The sequence below is a fragment of the Brachybacterium sp. genome, from assembly GCF_052095815.1.
Lineage (GTDB): Bacteria > Actinomycetota > Actinomycetes > Actinomycetales > Dermabacteraceae > Brachybacterium.
This window is the reverse complement of record NZ_JBQDLF010000028.1, coordinates 14,211-36,511: the sequence shown is the minus strand read 5'-3', so window position 1 is coordinate 36,511 and position 22,301 is coordinate 14,211. Positions and strand designations below refer to the sequence as shown.

Below are 22,301 nucleotides of genomic sequence, written 5' to 3'. Positions count from 1 at the left end.
CAACGACCTGTCGATCGTCACACAGGTGGTAACCCTTCCTTTCGGACCTTTCGGGTTGCGATCCAAAAAGACTAGTCGCAATCCTATCGGGATTGTCAAGCGTGGGCAACTCCGAGTGCTCTAGACGGTAGCGCGGTCCTGAAGGTGGCCGGGTTCGCCGTGTCGTCAGGCGCGCGCACGTGATGGGCGGGCCACCGCGACGTCCCCGAAGGGTGAGACGCCGTCAAAGTACGCTTTTTCCCAACCACGGTAGCGGCGAGCATCTTCCCGGCCCCGTGGCCGAGCTCCGCGATCGCCGGCGTCACCAGGCCCACGATGATCAACGGGATGAGGAACCCGAGGAACCCGGAGAAGACCCCGTTGAAGGTGGTGAAGATGCGGGCGAGCGCCTCGGGCATCACGAGGCCCAGCAGGATCCCCAGCACGATCGCGAGGAGGATCCGGGGAAGCAGTCCGAAGCGCTTCCGACGAGGTGCGCGCGCGGAGGGGTCGACGGCGGTGTCGGAGGGAGCGTCGGAGGAGGCGTCGGAGTAGGTGTGCATGGGCCGGCTCTCACAGGGGTCGGGTGGGGACCGGAACAGCGTAGACCCGGGCGGTGCGCACGCCGGCTGCGCCCTCGACCCGATCGCTCGCCACCCGGAGGGACAGCGCGGCCCGGCCCAGGTGGACACGGATTCCACGTTCACCTTGTGGCACCTCCCACAGCTCGCTAGGCTCGCGCGAGTGCCCACGTACTGGACGATCGCCGCTGCGGCCTTCCGCCAGTACTCGACCTACCGTCTGGCAACGGCCGCCGGGGTATTCACCAACTCGATCTTCGGCCTGATCCGCGCCTCGATCCTGTTCGCCGCGATCACCACCGCCGGCGGCGAGCTCAGCGGGTACACCATCGCCCAGGCGGCGACCTACGTCTGGCTCGGACAGGCGCTGCTGGCCCCTATCGAGGCCTTCGGCACCCGTGAGGTCTCCCAGCGCGTCCACCAGGGGGATGTGGCGATAGACCTGCTGCGCCCCACTTCCTTCCTGGGCCTCTATTACGCGCAGAAGCTGGGACGTGCCGCTTTCCTGCTGCTCGGCCGCGGCGTGCCGCCGCTGCTGATCGGCGCGCTGCTCACCGGCCTCGCGCTGCCGGAGGATCCGCTGTCCTACCTGCTCGGCGCGCTCTCCCTGCTGCTGGCGATCACGGTCGCATTCCTCGCGGACATGCTGGTGAACCTCGCCGCCTTCTGGCTGCTCGAGACTCGCGGTCTGACCGTGGTCTACACCGCGGTGATGAATCTGCTCTCCGGCTTCCTGATCCCGATCGTGTGGTTTCCGGACTGGTTGCTCACGATCGCCCGCGCCACGCCCTTCCCCTCGATGATCCAGACCCCGATCGACACCCTCTCCGGCCGGGTGTCCCCGCTGGAGGCGCTGCCGTTGCTGGGGACCCAGCTGGGCTGGATCGCGGTGCTCACCGCCGCGGCTCTGGCGATGCTGCACGCCGGGGTGCGGAGCGTGGAGGTGCAGGGTGGTTGAGCAGCCCCGTCCCTCGCCTGCGGATCGTGCCGCCCGGGCGGCCCGCCCCGATCCCCTGGACCGCCCCGTCTCCACAGCCCGGATGGTCCGCACCCTGTACGGCTCCCGGATCCGCTCACAGGCGACCTTCCGCACCAGCTTCCTCACCGACCTCCTGGGGCAGGTGCTGATCGTGGGCACCGAGTTCCTCGAGCTGTGGGTGATCCTCTCGCAGGTGAGCACGCTCGGCGGGATGACGCTCACGCAGGTCGCCGTGGTCTATGGACTCGGCGCCCTCGCCTTCGGGATCGGGGACATCCTCTTCGGGGAGATCGACGGGCTCTCCACCCAGATCAGGTCCGGAAAGCTCGAGACCCTGCTGATCCGCCCCGTTCCGGTGCTGCTGCAGATCTCGAGCCTGGATCTCTCGCTGCGCCGCATCGGCCGGATCGTGGTGGGCCTGGCGATGTACGTCACCGCCCTGGTGCTCGCCGGCTTCCAGCCGACGGGGGCCACGCTGCTGCTGGCCGTGCTCGCACCGCTCGCCGGCGCGTTGCTCTTCGGCGCCCTGTTCACGGTGGCCGGCGCCCTGCAGTTCTGGCTGGTCGACGGCCGCGAGTTCGCCAACGCCTTCACCTACGGCGGCAACTACGTCGCCACCACCCCCGGCGCCGTCTTCGCACTGCCGATGCGCGCCTTCTTCACCTTCGTCATCCCGGCGACGCTGATCGCCTACGCCCCCACCCTCGCGCTGCTGGACCTGCCCGGCCCGGCCCTGATCCCCGCCTGGGCCGGGTGGCTGGGCCTGCCGGCCACGGTCCTGGCCTGGATCGTCGCCGGTCTGCTCTGGCGCGCGGGAGTCCGCAGATACACAGGAGCCGGTGGATGAGCACCCCTGAACCGTCACCGCAGTCCCCCGCCGTGGAGCTCGCGGGGCTGCGTCGCGACTACCTTGTCCGCACTCCCGTCGCCGGCTCCCGGCGGCGACGACGGCAGCTGGTGCGCGCGGTGGACGACGTCACCCTGCGCATCGACCTTGGTGAGACGGTCGGGTTCGTGGGTGCCAACGGCGCGGGGAAGTCCACCACCATCAAGATGATGACCGGGATCCTGCAGCCCACCGCCGGCACGGTCCGGGTGCTGGGCCGCGACCCGGTGCCCGAGCGCCGTCACCTCGCCCGCGACATCGGGGTGGTCTTCGGCCAGCGATCCCAGCTGTGGTGGGACCTGCCGCTGCGGGACAGCTACCGGATCCTGGGGGCGATGCACCGGCTCACCGACCGTGGCCGCGAGCAGCGCCTGGGGCGTCTGGTGGAAGGGCTCGACCTCGGCGGGTTCCTGGACCGCCCGGTGCGGCAGCTGTCGCTCGGGCAGCGGATGCGCGGCGAGGTGGCGGCAGCGCTGCTGCACTCGCCCGAGCTGGTGGTGCTCGATGAGCCGACGATCGGGCTGGACATGGTCTCCAAGGAGGGGCTGCGCCGCTTCCTGCGCGAGGACCGCGCCGAGCGCGGCACCACCCTGTTCCTCACCACTCACGACATGGGGGACGTGGAGCGGTTGTGCGACCGGATCGTCGTGGTGAACTCGGGCACCGTCGCGTACGACGGGGCGCTGGCCTCCTTCCGTGCGCGCCTCGGTGCTCCCCGCGAGCTGATCGTGGATCTCGAGGAGCCCCTCGCCGCGCTCACCCTCCCGACCGCCGCGAGCACCCTCGCGGTGGAGGCCGACGGGATCCGCCACCGGATCGCGTTCTCGGGCGCCGAGCTGACGGTCCCGGCGCTGCTCACCGCGATCGGTGCCCAGGCCCAGGTGCGGGACCTGTCGCTGACCGAACCGGCGATCGAGGACCTGGTGCGGCAGATCTACGCCCGCGACGGGAGGCTCTGACCCGGGACACGCCTAGACCCTCCACCTGCGACGATGCACACTGTAGGAGGAGGATAATGGCCCACCACCACAGCCCGGACCGCCTGTGCCCGCCCTGGAGAAGGAGGATCATGGCCCGCTCGTACGCCACCGTCGGACAGATGCTCACCTATGCCGTGGATCGCTCCGCGCTCTCCCCCGATCTGGAGTCCTCGGCGGAGCGCCATGTGCGGGTCGAGGTGATCCTGCGGCACATGCTCGAGTTCGTGCTGATGTCCCCTCGCAGTCGGGACGCGTTCCTGCGCACGATCGCCCGCACCGAGCACACCACCGGCTCGATCGCCGCCGCCCCACGGCTGCGGAAGACCTCCCCCGATCTGCTCGCCGAGCTGCTGCCCACCGCAGGGGAAACCGACGACGGCGCCCGCCTGGGCATCGCTCTGCGCGTCGGCGGCCCGTTCTCCACCACCCGGCTGAGGGAGATGCGAGCGGCGCTCGGCCCCTCACCCCAGCACCTGCTGGTCGCGATCGCCCGACACACCGACCGCGCCGAACTCGACGGCGAAGTCCCCGACGGGGTCGTCGCCACCAGCTGGGCCCGAGTGGCCAGGCGGATGCCGAAGGCCGATCCCGGCCACGCCCACCTGTGGGAGACCCTCGGCGAGGTGGGTGAGAACGCCGGGCGGCCCGTCGTGCAGTTCCCCGTCGATGCGAAGAAGCTGCTGACGAAGACCTCCACCGCCCGCGAGTTCCGCGCCCACCTGGACGTGCTCCACCTGGCCAGCCGCACCCTGCTCGGCACGAGCCCGCACTTCTCGACCCGTCGCGGCCAGACCGGCGCCCACCTCCAGGCGGGTGTGGGACGGCATCGCACGGGCCTCGAGTTCGGAGAGGTCGAGCAGGGCACCCCGGTGCACTTCCTGCGCACGGGCGAGGACCCCGTCCCGCTGGGCATCGGCCGGATCGAGACCGACGAGGAGCGGGAGGCTGTCACGCAGCGCCTGGCGATGTTCTCCCGTCGCACCGCGTGGCGCACGGAGGCGGGGAGCCCGCCTGTCTCCGCTGAGCTGATAGGCGCGCCCGCGTCCCCCGAGCTGGAGGGAGCGCGGCTGCTGCTGTGGGCGCTGTTCAATCCCATGCTGCTGCGCGACCGCGGCTTCGAGCCGGCAGCCGCCAAGCGCCAGCCGGCACTGACCGCGACGTCGATGGGGATGCGGCTGCTGCACAGGGGGGACGAGTCCGGCACCGAGTACCGCCTGTGGGTGGGCGGGGAGCGCGAGTGGAAGAACCTCATCCCCCGCGTCACTCGTGAGGAGACCTCACGGCGCCCCGCCGAGACCTACGCGATCGCGCCGCGCAAGAGCCAGTCCACCGCGGATTTCGTCTGGGAGGTCCACCGCGCTCTGCGGTCGCTGACGATCCACTGAGGGACAATGGCAGGCATGGAAGAGCGCAACGACAGCACGGTGATGAACGGCCAGTACAAGGTGCGCGGCGGCAAGCTGGTCTCGGTGGACGTCACCGTCGCGGGCGGCCGGATCGCGACCGCCCACGTCTTCGGGGACTTCTTCCTCGAGCCGGATGATGCCCTCGAGGATCTCAACGCCGCGCTGGAGGGGATGCCCACCGACGCGACCGCCGCCGAGCTCGGCGCGGCGCTCACCACCCGGCTCGAGGCCCGCCCGGACCCGGTGCAGATGATCGGCTTCTCCGTCGAGGCGGTCGCGATCGCGGTGCGCCGGGCGCTCGGTCACGCGACCAGCTGGGACGACCTCACCTTCGACGTGATCGGCCCACAGGTGCTGCCGCCGGTGATGCACGTGGCGCTGGACGAGGTGCTGCCGAACGAGGTGATCGCCGGGCGTCGCAACCCTCACTTCCGGATCTGGGACTGGGACTCCCCGCTGGTGGTGATCGGCTCCTACCAGTCGCTGCGCAACGAGATCGACGCCGAGGGCGCAGCGAGGCATGGCATCGGGGTGGTGCGCCGCATCACCGGCGGCGGCGCGATGTTCATGGAGCAGGGCAACTGCATCACCTACTCGCTGGTGGTGCCCACCTCCCTGGTGGAGGGACTTAACTTCGAGCAGTCCTATGCCTATCTCGACGACTGGGTGATGGGCGCCCTCGCGGAGATCGGGGTGAAGGCTCATTACGTGCCGCTGAACGACATCGCCTCCGAGCAGGGCAAGATCGGCGGCGCCGCCCAGCGCCGCTTCGCGGGCGGGGTGCTGCTGCACCACGTGACGATGAGCTACGACATCGACGCGGACAAGATGAGCGAGGTGCTGCGGATCGGCCGCGAGAAGCTCTCCGACAAGGGCACCAAGAGCGCGAACAAGCGCGTGGACCCGATGCGCTCGCAGACGGGCCTGGCCCGTGAGCAGATCATCGCCGGGTTCCTGGACTTCTTCCGCGCCCGCTATGACACCGTCGACTCGGACTACACCGAGAATGAGCTCGCCAAGGCCCGCGAGCTGGTGGAGACGAAGTTCGGGACCGAGGAGTGGACCGCGCGGGTGCCGTGAGCGCTCGAGATGCGCGGTGAGGCTCAGCCACGCGGCGTGCTGAGCCCGAGCGCCGCATGGTCCCCGCGGTACACCCCAGTGCGCAGCTCGATCTCGTACGCCTCGAGCTCGGGCATGCCGAGCGCACGGGCCGCCGCGATCTCGGCCTCGACGTCATAGGACACCCGTACGAACTGGATCCCGAACGGTGCGTCCTTCCCGCCGTCCGGGTCGCCTTCGAGGATCGCGTAGGAGGGGGTCGGATCGTCGAACTGATTGCCGACGCTGCCGACGTTCACCAGCGTCCCCTCCTTGCCGGAGCGCAGGAAGGGGTCATGGATGTCGCCGTAGACGACGACATCCGCGGGGCCGCCGTCCCCGGTGAACGGGGTGGGAGCGAACATCATCGCGAACTGCTCCGCCCCGTGTTCGCGGTGCACCCGGGTGAACTCATCGACCGGCGAGGCGTGCAGCACCCGCACCCGTCGCCCGGAGAGCTCGAGGTCCAGGCTGCCAGGCAGGGCGAACAGCCACTGCCTGTCCTCCGGGGGAATCTCCTTCCGCCACCAGGCCTGGCCCTCGCTGCGCAGCTCGCCATCTCCGGCGACGAACACCTCCCAGTTCCCGCGCACGGTCGCCTCGCAGCGCTCTCGGGTCAGCGCCGTGCAGGCGGCGCCGCGGGGGCCCTTGCCCACTACATCGCCGAGGTTCAGGATCCGGGTGATGCCGCGCGCTGCGATGTCGGCGAGCACAGCGTCGTAAGCGGTGAGGTTGCCGTGCACGTCGGAGACCACGGCGAGGCGTTCGAAGGACATCCCTCCACGGTACGGCCCGCCCCTGCTGCGTCCCGCCTCGTACGCGAGGGCGCTCACACTGTCGCCGCCTGCGTTGCACCCGAGCACAGACCTGGAACAATGTCCCCATGACCGACACTGCACCGCGCCCTGACACCGCCACCTCCATCCCCGATCGACCCTCCCTCGAGGGCCTCGAGGACAAGTGGGACGGCGTATGGAGCGAGCAGCAGCTCTACGCCTTCGACCCCGACACCACCCGCGACCAGGTCTTCAGCGTCGACACCCCGCCGCCCACGGCCTCGGGCTCGCTGCACGTGGGCCACGTGTTCGGCTACTCGCAGGCGGACATGATCGTGCGCTACCAGCGCATGCGCGGCAAGAACGTCTTCTACCCGCTGGGCTGGGACGACAACGGCCTACCCACCGAGCGCCGCGCGCAGAACTACTTCGGCGTGCGCTGCGACCCCTCGCTGCCCTATGTGGAGGACTACACGCCCCCGCAGGAGGGCGGCGACAACAAGTCTTCCAAGCCCGGGAACCAGGTGCCCGTCTCGCGCCGCAACTTCATCGAGCTGTGCGAGCGCCTCACCGCGATCGACGAGAAGTCCTTCGAGGAAGTGTTCCGCACCCTCGGCCTCTCGGTGGACTGGAACTACAGCTACCAGACCATCAACGCGCACTCCCGCGCGACCTCCCAGCGTGCCTTCCTCGAGAACCTCGAGGCCGGTCAGGCGTACCAGTCCGAGGCCCCCACCATGTGGGACGTCACCTACCGCACCGCGGTGGCGCAGGCCGAGCAGGAGGACCGCGACCGCGACGGCGCCTACCACCGCCTCGGCTTCACCCGCACCGACGGCACCGGCGAGCAGGTCGTCATCGCGACCACCCGCCCCGAGCTGCTGCCCGCGTGCGTGGCTCTTGTGGCCCACCCGGACGATGAGCGCTACCAGGGGCTCTTCGGCAGCACCGTCACCTCTCCCCTGTTCGGGGTCGAGGTGCCCGTGCTGGCGCACCCCCTCGCCCAGCCCGACAAGGGCGCGGGCATCGCGATGATCTGCACCTTCGGCGACTCGAACGACGTCACCTGGTGGCGCGAGCTCGAGCTGCCCACCCGCTCCGTGATCGGCCGCGACGGCCGCTTCCTGACCGAGGCGCCGTGGATCACCACGCCCGAGGGCCAGGCGAACTACTCCGAGCTGGCGGGACTGACCGTGTTCAGCGCGCAGAAGCGCGTGGTGGAGATGGCGACCGAGTCCGGAGACCTCACCGGCGAGATCGAGAAGATCTCCCACCCGGTGAAGTTCTACGAGAACGGCGACAAGCCGCTGGAGTACGTCACCTCCCGCCAGTGGTACCTCACCAACGGAGGCCGTGATCAGTCCGAGGGCGGCCTGCGCGACGAGCTGATCGCCCGTGGCAAGGAGCTGACCTGGCACCCCACGTACATGGAGTCCCGCTACCGCAACTGGGTCGAGGGCCTGGCCGGTGACTGGCTGATCTCCCGCCAGCGCTTCTTCGGTGTGCCCTTCCCGATCTGGTACGCGGTGGGCGCCGATGGCGAGACGGACTACGACACCGTGCTCACTCCGTCGGTCCAGTCACTGCCGATCGATCCCACGATCGACGTGCCCGACGGCTTCGAGGAGTCCCAGCGCGGCGTGCCCGGCGGCTTCGTCGCCGACCCCGACATCCTCGACACCTGGGGCACGTCCTCGCTGACCCCGCAGCTCGCAGGTGGCTGGAACTCCGACCCGGAGCTCTTCTCCAAGGTGTACCCGATGGATCTGCGGCCCCAGGGCCACGACATCATCCGCACCTGGCTGTTCTCCACGATCGTGCGCTCCCACCTGCAGCAGGACTCGCTGCCCTGGAAGCACGCTTCGATCAACGGCTGGATCCTGGACCCGGACCGCAAGAAGATGTCCAAGTCCAAGGGCAACGTGGTCACCCCCATCGGTCTGCTCGAGCAGCACGGCTCCGATGGGGTGCGCTACTGGGCCGGTCGTGCCCGTCAGGGCGTGGACACCGCCTTCGACGAGGGGCAGATGAAGATCGGCCGACGCCTCGCGATCAAGATCCTCAACGCCTCGAAGTTCGCCCTCGGCTTCGGGGACGCCCCGGCCGATCCCGCCGGACGCCTCGCCGCAGATCCTGCCGTGGTGACCGATCCGCTGGACCGGGCGCTGCTCGCACAGCTGGCGGATGTCATCGAGCAGGCCACCGCCGCGAACGACGACATGGACTACGCCCGCGCGCTCGAGGTCATCGAGCCGTTCTTCTGGGCGTTCTGCGATGACTACATCGAGCTGGTCAAGGAGCGTGCCCACGGCAACTCCCCCGCCGGTGAGGCCGGGGCAGCTTCGGCCCGGGCCGCGCTCGCGATCACGCTCGAGGTGCTGCTGCGGCTGTTCGCCCCCGTGGTCGTGTTCGCGACCGAGGAGGTCTGGTCGTGGTGGCGGGGTGGCAGCGTGCACACCCAGGCCTGGCCCGAGGCCGCTCCCCTGCGGGAAGCGGCAGCCGGTCAGGACGCGGCGCTCGTGGACACGGTCGCGCAGGCCGCGATCACGCTGCGGCGCATCAAGTCCGATGCGAAGGTCTCACAGAAGACCCCGATCCTGTCCGTCACGGTCGTGGCCCCACAGGCGGCGCTCGCCCACCTCGAGGCCGCCGCCGGTGACCTCACGGCGCTGGGCCGCATCGAGAAGCTCGAGCTGGTCGCCGGTGAGGTCGAAGGGATCCTCACCCGCGATGTCGAGCTCGGCGAGCCGCCGGTCAAGCAGCCCCGGAACCAGGGCTGAGCCCGCGCAGGCTCGTTCTGCACAGTCGCAGTCTGCGCAGGCCCGGCTCAGTCTGCGCAGACCCGACTCGGCCTGTGCAGACCCGACTCAGTCTGTGCAGACCCGATCGTCGCCGGAGCTGAGTGGCCGGCGCTGTGAAAAGGAGACCCCATGGGCTTCGCCACCGTCCGGGCAGGATCCAGCTCCGGACTCATGTGGGCCGGTGCCGCGGTCGCCGCCACCGGAGTCTTCACTGCGCTGTTCGCCGTGGCCCTGATCGTCCAGGGTGAGGTGCTGGGTGCCGTGCTCGTGGTGCTGCTCGGACTGCTTGTGGTCGGGGTCGGGGTCGCCCTGTTCCTGCTCGCCCGCCGGGCCTGCGCACGTCTGGATGCCCGCGGGGTCGCCTGGTCCACGATGTTCGGAGCTCGCAGCTTCGTGCCCTGGGAGCAGGTCCACCAGGTCGTGGTCCCAGGGATGCACGAGCGAGGCGACTCGGTGCTGCTGTGGCTCCGGGACGGCTCCATGGTGCCGATCACGCCGCTGCGGAAGACGCAGAGCGCCGGCGACAGCACCGGCCCTCATCCGTGGTACGTGCGTGCCGGTGCCGCTGTGATCAGGGCGCATCAGCAGTGGCTTGCGCAGAACCCCGAGTCCGGGCGCTGAGCCCGCCCGGCCGGGGCTGCTGGGCTGAGCCGGCCAGGTCAGAACGGCCAGTTTTACTCGACGAAGTTCTTCGCCCCGTCGAAGATGCCGGAGGCGTCGTCGATGATGTTCTCGAGGTCGTACTCGCCCGTTCCGAAGGGCCTATATCTCCCGTGCGGAGATGCCCATGGGGGGAACTCCCCTGCCCGGTCTCGTCGTCACCGAGGAGCGCTCAGAAGGGCCACCGGTCCGCCACCCAATGTCCGGCATCGCGAGCTGCTCCGGAGGCATCACCGAGCGCGTCATCGATGTTGTAGTCACCGGGGGTGAAGGAGTCGACGATGGCGTTGGGGTGGATCGCGACCGAGAGGTTACCGGTACCTCCCCCGTAGACGGCGAACTCGCCACCGAGGCCGAAGGAGATCTCATCGGTCGAGACGGAGCCGCCGGTCGACGCGCCAGCACCGAAACCTGCCTGGCCGCCCACAGAACCCTCGCTGGAGAACCAGCCTCCGGGACTGGTCCGCTCGAACTTCACCGCACCCTCGGCGCCTGCGAAGGCCTCAGCTCCCGCGCCCCACTCAGCGCCGTTGACCTGGCCGTCCTCGTTGCGGGTCAGGTTCGCGTAGGCGTTGGTCTCGGCGTGGGCGCCCGCATAGCCTTCGACACCGATCTCGTAGCTCGAGCCCATCGGCCCGTGGAAGGTGTTCGAGATATCGCCGTAGACCCCCGCTCCGGCGCGGACGCCGGCGCTCGCCCCGTCAGGGCCGAGGCTGGCACCGCCCTCAGCATAGGCTTCCGCGCCGATGCGTCCGTCGGCCGAGATCAGGGGCTTGCCGTCAGGGCCGTAGACCATCTCGTCGAAGCCGACCTCGGCGCCGGCCCGAGCACCTGCACTCGCGGTGTAGTTGCCGTATTCGTCCTGGGTGGCGTGAGCGCCCGCACTCGCACGGGTCTCGGCGTAGCCGTCGAAGTACCCTCGCTCGTTGTCGATCTCCCTGCCGTCCCAGTGGGAGCCTCCTGCGTCAGACTGGCCGACCGGGCGTCCGTCGGCGGCCACCTGCCCCTCGCCGAAGTCCTCCCCGGAGCCGTACATGTGGTGATCACCCTCGGCGTCCCCACCGGTGAACCAGTCGTCCAGTCCGTCGGCCAGGTCACGGATGACGTCAGGGGTCAGCGGGAGGCCGATGAGCGGGCCTCCGAGGAGGGGCAGCTGGACGTGGAGATCACCGATCAGGTCGAGCAGGCCACCGCCGCCGCCGTCCACTGCCGACGCCTGGTCCTGCTCTTCGGCGTGCTGATCGAGCTGGTCGCCCTTGCCGCGGAGGGTGTCCGCCTGCGTATGGAGTCCGGGCTTGACCGTCCCGTGCCACTCGGCACGGAAGGCGTCTGCGTCGGCGCCGATCCAGGCTGCCGCATCGATCGCAGCGGTGACCCGCTCGGTCAGCTCGATGAGGGCCTGCGCACCCTGCCGGGATGCATCCCCGTGCTGTCGCAGCTGATCCGTGTCGCTGCCGTAGAAACCCGCCATGCCGCCCGTCCTCACTTCTGGTCCCCGAACATCACGAGGCTACCCAGTGGTCATCGCCGTGCCCATGGGGACAACTCCCCATGTGCCGACGATCGATGGTTCAGCACCGGGACAGTAGTGTGGCCGGGTCCGTCCCCTTTCACGTCGGAGAACCCTCTTGAGCATCACTATCCGCAGCGTCGCCGCCAAGGTGAACTACGCCGTCGGACCCTTCGTCATCCTGATCGGGATCGCAGCCGGCATCACGGCGATCATCCTGACGTGGGCCCTGGAGAGTGCCGGCTTCCTCATGCTGTTCCTCCCCTCGCTGCTGGCGATCGGCGCGGGCGTGTTCATCCTCTGGGCGGTGCAGCGCTCTGGGCTGCGGATCGACGGGCAGGGTTTCAGCTGGTGCGGGGCGTTCAAGGCTGCGCAGTCGTTGCGCTGGGAGCAGGTCCATCAGCTGCTGCCTCCCCCGCCCGGCAGCCCCCGGACCGTCGTGATCGCCCAGCTGCACGACGGCCGGCAGGTCGAGGTCAGGGCGATCTGGGAGTCTCCGACCTCACCTGCCGCGCTGCTGACCCCGGCCGACCACAGCAGGGCCCAGAACGCTCTGCTCAACGCTCATCAGGAGTGGCTCGCCGCACGGCGTTGAGGCAAGGCGGGCCCCCGCAGACGACCGTTTCCGTCCTCGAACCTGCGGAGACGGCCCGGCACATGCTGCGCTGCCCGGTTCAGCGCACAGCTCAGCGCACGACCTCGCGGTGGCCGGGATCCGGGCGGCGAGTCCAGCCGCGGCTGTCGAGATGCTCGAGCAGCGGTATCGCGACTCGGCGAGTGGTCGCGAGCGCCTGCCGGGCCTCGCTCGTGGTGAAGGGCTGCGGCAGCGCGGCGAGGGCGCGCATCGCCAGCGCGGGCGCCGCGGGCAGCAGGATCACCTCGTCCGGCAGGCGCAGCAGCCGTCCCTGCGCGGCTGCGGCCGCGAGCTCTCTCGGCCCGAGTCCCAGCGCGGCGAGATCGTCGGCCTCCGGCGCGGCGAAGGGTGATCGCGCGAGCCGCTCCTCGAGGGTGCGGACGCCAGCCTCGGCAGCGCCGAGATCCTGGCCCGACTCCGCATCGCGCACCCGACCCTCGTGCTGGACGAGTCCGGCAGCAGCCACCACCAGGTCGAGCAGCGCCTCGTCAGGCAGCGCAAGCGCATCGATCGCGGCCCTGCGCGGCAGCCCAGCGGTGAGCGGATCGGTGCGACGCTGCTGAGCGACGCGCTCGCCCAGCTGCTCCGCCCAGCCCGTCCTCGCCTCCGCATCCACCAGCCAGTCCCCGTGGCGGTGCACCGTCTCCGGCAGCGGGACCGGCAGCGTCATCCCGTAGCGGAGGAGGAGGGAGGCACGCACCGCGCCGCGGCGTCGCACTTCGAGGGCGAGGTCGCCGCCGAGCGGCATCTGTTCGAGCACTGCGCGCTGCCGGGCGCCGTCGCCGCGCCGCTCGAGGGAGGGAGGGTCGAGGTCGAGCGCCTGCACGCCGTTGCGCACCGAGTGGCTGCCGCTGCTGCGCAGCACCAGGTGGTCCCCGAGCTGGAGCGGGAGCGGGCGGTCCAGGGTGAGACGCGCGTGGTCGGGCCCCAGCGGGCGCACCCGCGCCCCGACTGCGGCAGTGCCGATGTGGGCCACCAGCTGCTGCGGGGCGTCCTCGAGGGATGTCCCGGTGCTGCGGCGCACGTCCAGGAGATGCGTGAGCTCCCAGGTGTCCGGCGTGAGCAGCACGTCGCCGCGACCGATCTCCTCGGTGCTCACCCCACGCAGGTTCACCGCGGCACGGCTGACCGGTCCCAGCTGAGGGACCTGGCCGCCGCGGCTCTGCAGGCCGCGCACCACGACCTCTCCGCTGCGATCAGCGCCGCACAGGGTGAGGCGGTCCTCGCGCCGCAGGGTGCCGGCGGCGAGGGTGCCGGTGACCACGGTGCCAGCTCCGGAGATCGAGAAGGCACGGTCCACCCACAGCCGCACCCGCTGCGCGGTGGAGGGTTCGCGGGCGGAGCCGACCGCGGCATCCAGCAGCGTGCGCAGCTCGTCGAGGCCCTGCCCGGCGACTGCGGAGATGCCGACGGCGGGCGCGCCTGCGAGGCCGGTTCCGGCGAGTTCGCTGCGGGCCTCGGCGATGACCTGCTCGACCCGGTCGGGGGCGAGGTCCATGCGGGTGATGACGATCAGGCCCTGGTCGATGCCGAGCGCCGCGATCGCATCCCGGTGGTCGCCGGACTGAGCCTGCCAGCCCTCATCCGCGGCGATCACGAAGCACACGATCGGGGCGGGGCCGAGGCCGGCGAGCATGTTGCCGAGGAAGCGCTCATGACCGGGGACGTCGACGAAGGACACCTCTCGGCCCGAGGGCAGCGCGGTCCAGGCGAAGCCGAGGTCGATGGTCAGCCCGCGCCGCTTCTCCTCGGCCAGCCGGTCCGGCTCGATCCCGGTGAGAGCTCGGATGAGGGTGGACTTGCCGTGGTCGACATGACCTGCGGTGGCGATGACCTGCATCATCGAGAAGTCTGCTGCAGGCGCCCGCGGGCCGCGGCCACGGCCAGGACGAGATGCGCATCCTCAGCGGCGGGCACGCAGCGCAGGTCCAGCAGGCAGTCGCCGTCCCGCACGGTGGCGACGACCGCCGGCTCACCGGTGCGCAGCGGGGCGGCGAGCTCGGGCTCGAGGGCGAGCGCCCAGCCGGGCAGCGGGACCTCGGCTCCTCCCCCGCCGCCGACCCGGCCCTCGTGGGCGAGCACGCGCCCGCCGAGCTGCACGGCGAGGCGCTCGGTGCGCTCGCGCAGGGCGGCCGGGTCCTGGCGCAGCGCCTCGAGCACCGGGGGGACGGGCCCTCCGAGGGTCGCCTCGAGCGCGGCGAGGGTGAGCTTGTCCGCGCGCACGGCCCGGGCCAGGGGGTGCCGGGCGAGGCGCGCGATGATCTCGGCGCTGCCCAGCAGGATCCCGGCCTGGGGGCCGCCGAGCAGCTTGTCCCCGCTGGCGATCACCAGGTCCGCTCCCCCGCGCAGGGCGGTGGCGGCATCGGGCTCCTCCGGCAGCAACGGTTCGGGGGCGAGCAGTCCGCTGCCGAGGTCCGCGATCAGCGGGACGCCCGCCTCGTGACAGGGGCCGGCGAGCTCGCGCAGGCCCACCTCGGAGGTGAAGCCGATGACTCGGTAGTTGCTGGTGTGGATGCGCAGCACGCAGCCGGTCCCGGGGCCGATCGCTCCTGTGTAGTCGGCGAGGTGGGTGCGGTTCGTGGTGCCGACCTCGCGGAGTTTCGCGCCGGTCGAGGTGATGAGGTCCGGCAGGCGGAAGCCGGCACCGATCTCGATCATCTCCCCGCGGCTGAGCACCACTTCGCCGTTCCCGGCCAGTGCCGTGACGGCCAGCAGCAGTGCGGCCGCGCCGTTGTTGACGACGAGCGCGTCCTCGGCCTCGGGACAGGCGACCAGCAGCGCCGCCCGGGCCCCGGCGCCGCGGCGGGAGCGGGCACCGGTGCCGAGGTCGAACTCGACGTCGGTGTATCCGGCGGCATCCTGCAGCGCGGTGCGTGCAGCCCCGGAGAGCGGCGCTCGGCCGAGGTTGGTGTGGACGATGACCCCGGTCGCGTTCAGAACCGGGCGCGAGGACCCGGCGGGACGACCTCCAAGGGCCGCGAGGATCTCCTCCTGCACCTGTTCGGGGGTGATCTCACCCGTCCGGGCGCGGTCCTGGACCGCGCGCACGATGCCGACCACCACGAGCTCGCTCAAGGTCGCTGTCGCGGCGACGACGTCGGGATGGGCCAGCAGCTGGTCGGTGCGCGGTATCCGACGACGCGGGTCCGGGCTCTCCTCGCCGGGCTGCGGGGGCACGGGCATGGGCACGGGACCTCCTGGTGCCGACGGGGCGGTGCCACCTGCGGGGGCGGCGAATGCATGGCGGAGGCGGACGGGAATCGAACCCGCCAGACCGAGATGCTCGGTCTCACCGGTTTTGAAGACCGGGGCGCCCACCAGGACACGTACGCCTCCGCGCACCAAGCTATCACCGCCGGACCAGGGACGACTCGCCCCGCACGGGCGTCTGCGGCGACATAGGCTCGATGCATGAACGAGAACCTGATCCGTCCCGTGTCCCAGCCCGCGATCCGTCTGACCACCATGGCGCACGGCGGCGGCTGCGCTTCGAAGATCCCGCCGGGTGAGCTGGAGGAGGTCGTCTCCGCACTCTCCGGGCAGCAGTACGAGCAGGTGATCGTGGGCCTCGAGGACGGTGACGACGCCGCCGCGGTGCGGATCGGCGGGCCCGATGGCACCACCGCTGTGCTCTCGACCGCGGATTTCTTCACCCCGGTGGTCGATGACGCCTTCGACTGGGGTCGCATCGCCGCCGCGAACGCCCTCTCGGATATCTACGCGATGGGCGGCGACCCGGTGGTGGCGATCAACCTGGTGGGCTGGCCCCGCGGGGTGCTCCCCTACGAGTTGCTGCAGGAGGTGCTCGCGGGCGGTCTTGCGATCGCGCAGGAGGCAGGGGTGCCGGTCATCGGCGGGCACTCGGTCGACGATCCGGAACCGAAGTACGGCATGGCGGTCACCGGCACCGCGCACCCGGACCGTCTGCTGCGCAACGACGCCGCCGAGGCAGGACTGCCGATCACGCTCACCAAGCCGCTCGGCGTGGGCCTGCTGAACAACCGGATGAAGAGCACCGGTGAGGTCTCCTCCGCGGCGATCGAGACCATGACGACCCTGAACCGCGATGCCTCGAAGGCGGCACTCGCCGCCGGCGCGAAGGCGGCGACCGATGTGACCGGATTCGGTCTGCTGGGACACCTGTTCAAGATGGGTCGCGCCTCCGGGGTGGGCATGGTGATCGACCGTGCCGCGGTGCCGCTGATCGACGGGGCCGCCGAGGCGCTGCGCGACGGCTACGTCTCCGGTGGGACGCGACGGAACCTCGAGTGGGTGCAGGCCAGCAGGGGGCTGCGCGCCGGGGCCGGCATCACCGAGGAGGATCTTCTGCTGCTGGCCGACGCGCAGACCTCCGGCGGGCTGCTGGTGATCGGTGAGGTCCCCGGCTATCCGATCATCGGCGAGACCGTGGAGGGCTCGGGCATCGACGTGCGCTGAGAACTCCTGCACTGAGGATTCCTGCGCTGACATTTCCTGCGCCGGGAACTCCCGCGCCGGAGCTCAGCCGGCGGTGGTGATCGAGTCGTCGGTGTTGCCCGTGGCGCGGCGCGCGGCGAGCCGTGCCTTCTGCGGCTCGATGACGCGGCGCGGGTCCTTCACGGACTCCAGCCCCGCGTACAGCACCCCGAAGCGGGTCAGCGCGGAGGAGGTCAGCAGCGCGACGCCGCTCGCGGCGGCGAGGTACCGGTTGCGGCCGCCGAGGAGGGTGCCGATGCCGCCGGCGATCGCGAGGCGCTCGGACCACTTCAGCAGCGTCCCGGCCCGCCCGGTCTCCAGCGGCTCGGCCTCCAGCGGATGCATCGACTCCTTCATGAGGTGCATGGAGATCACGTCTCCCACCACCCCGGCGCTGGCGAGGAGCCGGGCGGGACCGGCCTCTGCCACGGGGCTGGTGAGCATTGCGGCTCCGCCGGCGGCGAGGCTCGCGGAGGAGGTGAAGAGGTAGGAGAGGTGCTCGCGGCCCGCCTCCCAGGTCGGCACGACGGTGTTGCCCAGCAGCGCGCCGGTGTAGGAGGCCAGCAGCGGCGCGAGCACGCCCTGACCCAGCGAGGAGGGACCCTCGAGCCCGCTGAGCAGGTCACGCAGCACTCCCAACGGGAGCCTCTCCCCCGTCATCCGATCCACCTCGATCGCGCCGAGCACTCCGGAGAAGGTCGCGAACCCGCCGAGGATCCAGGTCCCCAGGCTCATCGGGGAGGTCACCTTGACGGTGCGCATCATGTTCAGGAATCGCTCGGGGCGGCCGAGGTCCTCGATCAGTGCGACGGTGCCCGCACCCACCGCGCCGAGGGCGATGAGGCGGGAGTTGCGGCGCAGCAGCGGGCGGCCGGTGCACTGCGCGCCGAGGGCGAGCAGACCGGAGCCGCCGGCGACCCCGCCGAGGAACAGGTAGATCGCGATCGGCTCCTTCCACGGCGGAGCCTTGACGACCTGTCGGCCGTAATAGGAGTCGAACTCATCGGACCGCTCGAACTCGACGTCCTCGACGACGGCGCCCTCGCGGGAGCCGTCCCCCATCCCGACCTCGGTGAGGCTGCGGCGGCGCCGTCCCCCGCCCCGGCGACGCTTCCGCGGGAGCTCGGGCGGGCGGTCGGCATCGAACTCGGTGATGCTCATCGGCGCCCTCCCAGGAACGAGAGCGCGGCCACGGCGACCATGCCCGCAGCGGCGATGCCCACCCGGGCGTAGGTGGCGGGCAGGGACTTGGTGGGGACCTGCGGGTCCGGTGGGAGCCCGTAGACCTCGGGCTCGTCCAGCAGCAGGAACACCGAGCCGGTGCCGCCGACTCCGTCCTTGGGGTTCGCGCCGTACAGGCGGGCCTCGGTCATGCCGCGCTCGTGGAGGTCGGTGACGCGCTGCTGCGCCTCCGTGGTCAGGTCCGGATGATCGCCGAACTTGATCGACTGGGTGGGGCAGGTCGCGGAGCAGGCGGGTTCCTGCCCGTCGACCATCTTGTCGTAGCAGAGGGTGCACTTGCTGGCGGTGCCCATCCGATCCACCTTGTCCCCGCGATGCGCGAAGGGTGAGATGGTGCCGTCGTCGCGGCGCTCGATGACCCCGAAGGGGCAGGCGCTCACGCAGGTGCCGCAGCCGTTGCAGACGTCCTCCTGGACCACCACGGAGCCGAACTCGGAGCGGAAGATCGCGCCGGTCGGGCAGACGTCCAGGCAGCCGGCGTTGGTGCAGTGCTTGCACACATCCGAGGACATCAGCCAGCGGAACTCAGGGGTGTCCGGCGGGGTGCGGTCCGTGCTCGACAGATCCCCGGCCGGAGTCGCGCCGCGGCGGCCCGAGGGCTTCGGGCCGATCCCGGGCATGCCGAGGCTGACGAGCTTGCGGCCCGATTCCCGGGCTTCCTCGATCCGCTCCTGCCCCTGCTCGATGAAGGCGACATGGCGCCAGGTGTTGGCGCCGAGCTCACCGGTGTTGTCGTAGCTCGAGCCGAGGATCTCCAGGTTGCCGTCGATGGGATTGCGGTTCCACTCCTTGCACGCCACCTCGCAGGCCTTGCAGCCGATGCAGATCGAGGTGTCGGTGAAGAAGCCCTTGCGCACGTGCTCGTGCGCCCAGCCGGCATCCGCGGCGGGCCCTTCAGGTCCGGAGAGCAGGCTCATCGGTTCTTCATCTCCTTCATCGAGCGTTCTCCGCTGGGGACCGCGCTGGCCTCCTCCGGCCCTCGCACCTCATGCGGGACGGAGCCGTCGGCGGGCCCGGCACCCGGGGCACCCTCGGCGCCGTCGACGGCCGGGTGCTCGGAGACGACCAGGCCGGCGCGGCGACGATATTCCTCGACCAGCTTCCCACGCTCCGGACCCCGCGGGCGGCGTCCCGGGAGGAGGGTGCACGAGTTGTTCTTGCTGTTCTGGATCTGCGTGTTGGCGTCGAGGTTCATCCCGATGAGGTCGTTGGCGCCGTCACCGCTGATGATCGCCTCGGTGCCCTGGCCCCAGTGGAACGGGAGCCCGATCTGGTGGACCGTCCGCTCCCCCACCTGCAGGGGGGTCATCCGCTCGGTGATCAGCACCTTCGCCTCGATCGCGCTGCGCGCCGAGATGATGGTCGCCCAGCCGTAGGGTTCCAGCCCGACCTCCTCGGCCAGCTCCGGGGAGACCTCGCAGTACATCTCCGGCTGCAGCTCCGAGAGGTAGGGCAGGAAGCGGCTCATGCCGCCGGCGGTGTGGTGCTCGGTGATCCGGTAGGTGGTGAACACGTAGGGGTACACCTCGCCGCCGGGCCCCATCGCCCCGGGCGAGCTGAGGTTGTCCTCATCGCGGAAGGTGACCCGGGTGGGGTTGGACTGCTGCGCATACAGCGGGTTGCGGATGTTCGACTCCGGGGACTCGTAGTGCGTCGGCATCGGGCCGTCCACCATCCCGGTGGGGGCGAACAGCCAGCCGCGGCCGTCGGACTGCATGATGAAGGCGTCGGTGCCGGAGAGCGCCGCGGCACCACCCTGGCTGGGATCCCCCGGATCGTCCGGACGCTTGGTCAGCGGGAAGTCGGGGACGTCGTTCCCGGTCCACCGGCCGGCCTCCTCGTCCCACCACACCAGCTTCTTCCGCTCGCTCCAGGGCCTGCCCTGGGGATCGGCCGAGGCACGGTTGTAGAGGATTCGGCGGTTCGCCGGCCACGCCCAGCCCCATTCGGCGGCCGTCTCATCCTGCTCCTGGCCGGGCGTGCGGCGGCGGGCCTGGTTGATGCCCTCGGCGTAGACACCGGTGTAGATCCAGCAGCCGCCGATCGTGGAGCCGTCGCCCTTCATCTCGCTGAACGCGGCGAGCGGCTGCCCGGCCTTCTCCCCGGTGAGGTGGCGGCCGTTGATCTCGGCCAGCACCGACTCGGCGTCGGGCTCACCATGGTCGTTGACCGGGTAGTCCCAGGTGAGGTCGAGGATCGCACGGTCACGAGGGTCCGTGGAGTCCTTGAGCTTCTCCCGGATGCGGCAGCCGAGGTCGTACATGAACTGCAGGTCGCTGCGCGCGTCACCCGGGGGCTCGACAGCCTGGTCGCGCCATTGCACCATGCGCTGAGTCTGGGTGAAGGAGCCCGCCTTCTCCGTGTGGTTCGCCGCCGGCAGGAAGAACATCTCGGTGGCGATCTGCTCCGGGGTGAGCTCCCCGGACTCGATCTCCGGACCGTCGCGCCACCAGGTGGCGGATTCGATCATGTAGAAGTCCCGCACCACCATCCATTCCAGATGCGACATGCCCAGGCGCTGGAGCCGCCCGTTCGCGGAGCCGACGGCCGGGTTCTGGCCGAAGAGGAAGTACCCGTCGACGCCATCCTCGAGCATCCGCATGGTGGTCTGGTAGGTGCCGTGGGCACCGGTCAGCCGGGGCAGGTGATGGAATCCCCAGTCGTTCTCCACCGTCGCGTTCTCGCCCCACCATGCCTTGAGCAGGTTGATGGTGTAGATGTCCGCGTTCGCCCAGAAGCCCTTCTGCTCCTTCTTGCCGATCCCGCGGGTGAACTCGGCGAAGTCGTCCTGTCCCACCTTCGGCATCGGCAGGTAGCCGGGGAGGATGTGATAGAGCGTCGGGATGTCCGTGGAGCCCTGGATCGTGGCATGGCCGCGCAGTGCCATGATGCCGCCGCCCGGGCGGCCCATGTTGCCCATGAGCAGCTGCAGGATGCCGGAGGTGCGGATCATCTGCGCCCCGCCCTGGTGCTGGGTCCAGCCCAGCGCGTAGGCGAACATCGTGGTCTTCTCGCGCCCGGAGTTCTCCGCGATCGCGGTGGCCAGGTACTCGAAGTCCTCCGGGGCGATGCCGCAGGTGTCCTGGACCATCTGCGGGGTGTACCGGGCGTAGTGGCGCTTCAGGATCTGGAGCACGCTGCGCGGATGCTGCATCGTCTCGTCACGCTCGGGCATCCCGCGGGTGATGCTGTCCTCATCACCGGCGTACGCCCACTTGCTGTTGTCATAGGTCGAGGTCTCCGGGTCGTAGCCGGAGAACAGGCCGTCGAGGTCCTCGGGGTCCCCGTACTCCTCGGAGATGAGCGTCGAGGCGTTGGTGAATGCCTGGACGTACTCCTTGAAGTACAGATCGTTCTCGAGCACATGCCGGATCACCCCGCCCAGCAGCACGATGTCGGTGCCGGAGCGGATCGGGATGTGCCGATCAGCGTTCGCCGAGGTGCGCGTGAAGCGAGGATCGACATGGATCACCCGCGCACCGCGCTTCTTCGCCTCGATCACCCATTGGAAGGCGACCGGATGGGCCTCGGCCATGTTCGAGCCCTCGATGACGATGAGGTCCGCATTGGCGAAGTCCTGGACCGACTGCGTGGCACCGCCACGTCCGAACGAGGTTCCCAGACTGGGAACCGTGGCGGAGTGTCATATGCGGGCCTGGTTCTCCATCTGGATGGCGCCCGCCGCGGTGAAGAACTTCTTGATCAGATAGTTCTCTTCGTTGTCGATGGTCGCCCCGCCGAGGCTGGCGATCCCCATCGTGCGCTTCAGAGGCCGGCCGTGCTCGTCCTCGTCCTCCCAGTGCTTGCGGCGGGAGGCGATGAAGCGGTCGGCGATCATGTCCATCGCCGTCTCGAGCTCGAGATCCTCCCACGCGGTCGCGTAGGGCCGGCGATAGCGGACCTTCGTCTGGCGGAGGTAGGAGTTCGCGAGCTGCTCGCTGGCGGCGCCCTTGGGGCACAGGCGACCGCGGGACACCGGGGAATCCGGGTTGCCCTCGATCTGGATGACCTTGCCGTCCTTGTGGAAGACACGCTGGCCACAGCCGACTGCGCAGTACGGGCAGACGCTGTCCGCCACCCCGTCGACGTCAGCGGTGCGCGGGGCGGTGGTGCGGGTCTTCGCCGAGGTGACCGCCTTGCCGCGGCCTGTCGGATCTGCCCCGCGAAGCTGCCGGATCACCGGCCAGTCGAGGAACGTTGTGCGAGCCATATCGGCATCCTACCTACCGCCTGCCCGCGGCGGGCCGCCTCACCACAGTTGCCCGCTGCCAAGTTCATACCTTCTCACCTGGGCAGATGGCCCTGGACCAGGGG

The 22,301-nt window shown here is 70.3% G+C and carries 17 protein-coding genes and 1 tRNA gene; 9 read left to right on the top strand and 9 right to left on the bottom strand.

The features are described from left to right. Window positions 1-95: 95 nt before the first annotated feature. Window positions 96-542, bottom strand: a complete 447-nt coding sequence (locus tag ACTH43_RS11820) for a cation:dicarboxylate symporter family transporter (protein WP_441445093.1) — start codon at window positions 540-542, stop codon at window positions 96-98. A gap of 181 nt (window positions 543-723) precedes the next feature. Between ACTH43_RS11820 and ACTH43_RS11815 the strand changes: the two genes are divergently transcribed. The 5 genes from ACTH43_RS11815 (at window position 724) to ACTH43_RS11795 (ending at window position 5,891) form a co-directional block, all read left to right on the top strand. After that, complete coding sequence (locus tag ACTH43_RS11815; RefSeq protein WP_441445092.1) at window positions 724-1,518, top strand: ABC transporter permease; 795 nt, start codon at window positions 724-726, stop codon at window positions 1,516-1,518. An 82-nt stretch (window positions 1,519-1,600) separates the two neighbouring features. Continuing rightward, window positions 1,601-2,386: an ABC transporter permease gene (locus ACTH43_RS11810; protein ID WP_441445115.1), complete on the top strand. Its 786-nt coding sequence runs from the start codon at window positions 1,601-1,603 to the stop codon at window positions 2,384-2,386. Then, the gene (locus ACTH43_RS11805; protein WP_441445091.1) at window positions 2,383-3,384 is read left to right on the top strand and encodes an ABC transporter ATP-binding protein; all 1,002 of its coding nucleotides are present in this window, start codon (window positions 2,383-2,385) and stop codon (window positions 3,382-3,384) included. The genes ACTH43_RS11810 and ACTH43_RS11805 overlap by 4 nt, the downstream gene beginning before the upstream one ends. A 110-nt stretch (window positions 3,385-3,494) precedes the next feature. Further along, complete coding sequence (locus tag ACTH43_RS11800) at window positions 3,495-4,790, top strand: hypothetical protein (RefSeq protein WP_441445090.1); 1,296 nt, start codon at window positions 3,495-3,497, stop codon at window positions 4,788-4,790. A 42-nt stretch (window positions 4,791-4,832) separates the two neighbouring features. Beyond that, the gene (locus tag ACTH43_RS11795) at window positions 4,833-5,891 is read left to right on the top strand and encodes a lipoyl protein ligase domain-containing protein (RefSeq protein ID WP_441445114.1); all 1,059 of its coding nucleotides are present in this window, start codon (window positions 4,833-4,835) and stop codon (window positions 5,889-5,891) included. A gap of 23 nt (window positions 5,892-5,914) precedes the next feature. Here the strand turns inward: ACTH43_RS11795 and ACTH43_RS11790 are convergent, their stop codons facing one another. Continuing rightward, entirely contained in the window at window positions 5,915-6,685 is a 771-nt protein-coding gene (locus ACTH43_RS11790; RefSeq protein ID WP_441445089.1) for a metallophosphoesterase family protein, read from the bottom strand. 107 nt (window positions 6,686-6,792) lie between these two features. Between ACTH43_RS11790 and valS the strand changes: the two genes are divergently transcribed. Beyond that, a complete protein-coding gene (gene valS / locus ACTH43_RS11785) occupies window positions 6,793-9,465 on the top strand; it encodes a valine--tRNA ligase (RefSeq protein ID WP_441445088.1) in 2,673 nt (890 codons plus the stop codon). A gap of 150 nt (window positions 9,466-9,615) precedes the next feature. Continuing rightward, a complete protein-coding gene (locus ACTH43_RS11780) occupies window positions 9,616-10,107 on the top strand; it encodes a hypothetical protein (protein ID WP_441445087.1) in 492 nt (163 codons plus the stop codon). A 211-nt stretch (window positions 10,108-10,318) separates the two neighbouring features. Here the strand turns inward: ACTH43_RS11780 and ACTH43_RS11775 are convergent, their stop codons facing one another. Next, window positions 10,319-11,617, bottom strand: a complete 1,299-nt coding sequence (locus ACTH43_RS11775; protein ID WP_441445086.1) for a WXG100 family type VII secretion target — start codon at window positions 11,615-11,617, stop codon at window positions 10,319-10,321. 157 nt (window positions 11,618-11,774) lie between these two features. Between ACTH43_RS11775 and ACTH43_RS11770 the strand changes: the two genes are divergently transcribed. Beyond that, on the top strand, window positions 11,775-12,251 hold the full coding sequence (locus ACTH43_RS11770) for a hypothetical protein (protein WP_441445085.1): 477 nt from the start codon (window positions 11,775-11,777) through the stop codon (window positions 12,249-12,251). Window positions 12,252-12,342: 91 nt separating this feature from the next. Here the strand turns inward: ACTH43_RS11770 and selB are convergent, their stop codons facing one another. From selB to ACTH43_RS11755, 3 genes are all read right to left on the bottom strand, one after another. Then, on the bottom strand, window positions 12,343-14,130 hold the full coding sequence (gene selB, locus ACTH43_RS11765) for a selenocysteine-specific translation elongation factor (RefSeq protein WP_441445113.1): 1,788 nt from the start codon (window positions 14,128-14,130) through the stop codon (window positions 12,343-12,345). After that, window positions 14,130-15,473: an L-seryl-tRNA(Sec) selenium transferase gene (gene selA / locus ACTH43_RS11760; protein ID WP_441445112.1), complete on the bottom strand. Its 1,344-nt coding sequence runs from the start codon at window positions 15,471-15,473 to the stop codon at window positions 14,130-14,132. The genes selB and selA overlap by 1 nt, the downstream gene beginning before the upstream one ends. A gap of 58 nt (window positions 15,474-15,531) precedes the next feature. After that, window positions 15,532-15,626 (bottom strand) — tRNA-Sec (locus tag ACTH43_RS11755). 75 nt (window positions 15,627-15,701) lie between these two features. Here ACTH43_RS11755 and selD point away from each other — a divergent pair. After that, entirely contained in the window at window positions 15,702-16,727 is a 1,026-nt protein-coding gene (gene selD, locus ACTH43_RS11750) for a selenide, water dikinase SelD (RefSeq protein WP_441445084.1), read from the top strand. 63 nt (window positions 16,728-16,790) lie between these two features. On the opposite strand, the gene nrfD is transcribed toward selD, so the two are convergent. From nrfD to fdnG, 3 genes are read right to left on the bottom strand one after another with little or no spacing between them, the layout of a single operon-like run. Next, window positions 16,791-17,906, bottom strand: coding sequence for an NrfD/PsrC family molybdoenzyme membrane anchor subunit (gene nrfD / locus ACTH43_RS11745; RefSeq protein WP_441445083.1), 1,116 nt, complete (start codon window positions 17,904-17,906; stop codon window positions 16,791-16,793). Beyond that, window positions 17,903-18,904: a 4Fe-4S dicluster domain-containing protein gene (locus ACTH43_RS11740; protein ID WP_441445082.1), complete on the bottom strand. Its 1,002-nt coding sequence runs from the start codon at window positions 18,902-18,904 to the stop codon at window positions 17,903-17,905. Before ACTH43_RS11740 ends, nrfD begins: the two co-directional genes overlap by 4 nt. After that, entirely contained in the window at window positions 18,901-22,197 is a 3,297-nt protein-coding gene (gene fdnG / locus ACTH43_RS11735) for a formate dehydrogenase-N subunit alpha (RefSeq protein ID WP_441445081.1), read from the bottom strand. Before fdnG ends, ACTH43_RS11740 begins: the two co-directional genes overlap by 4 nt. Window positions 22,198-22,301: the final 104 nt, after the last annotated feature.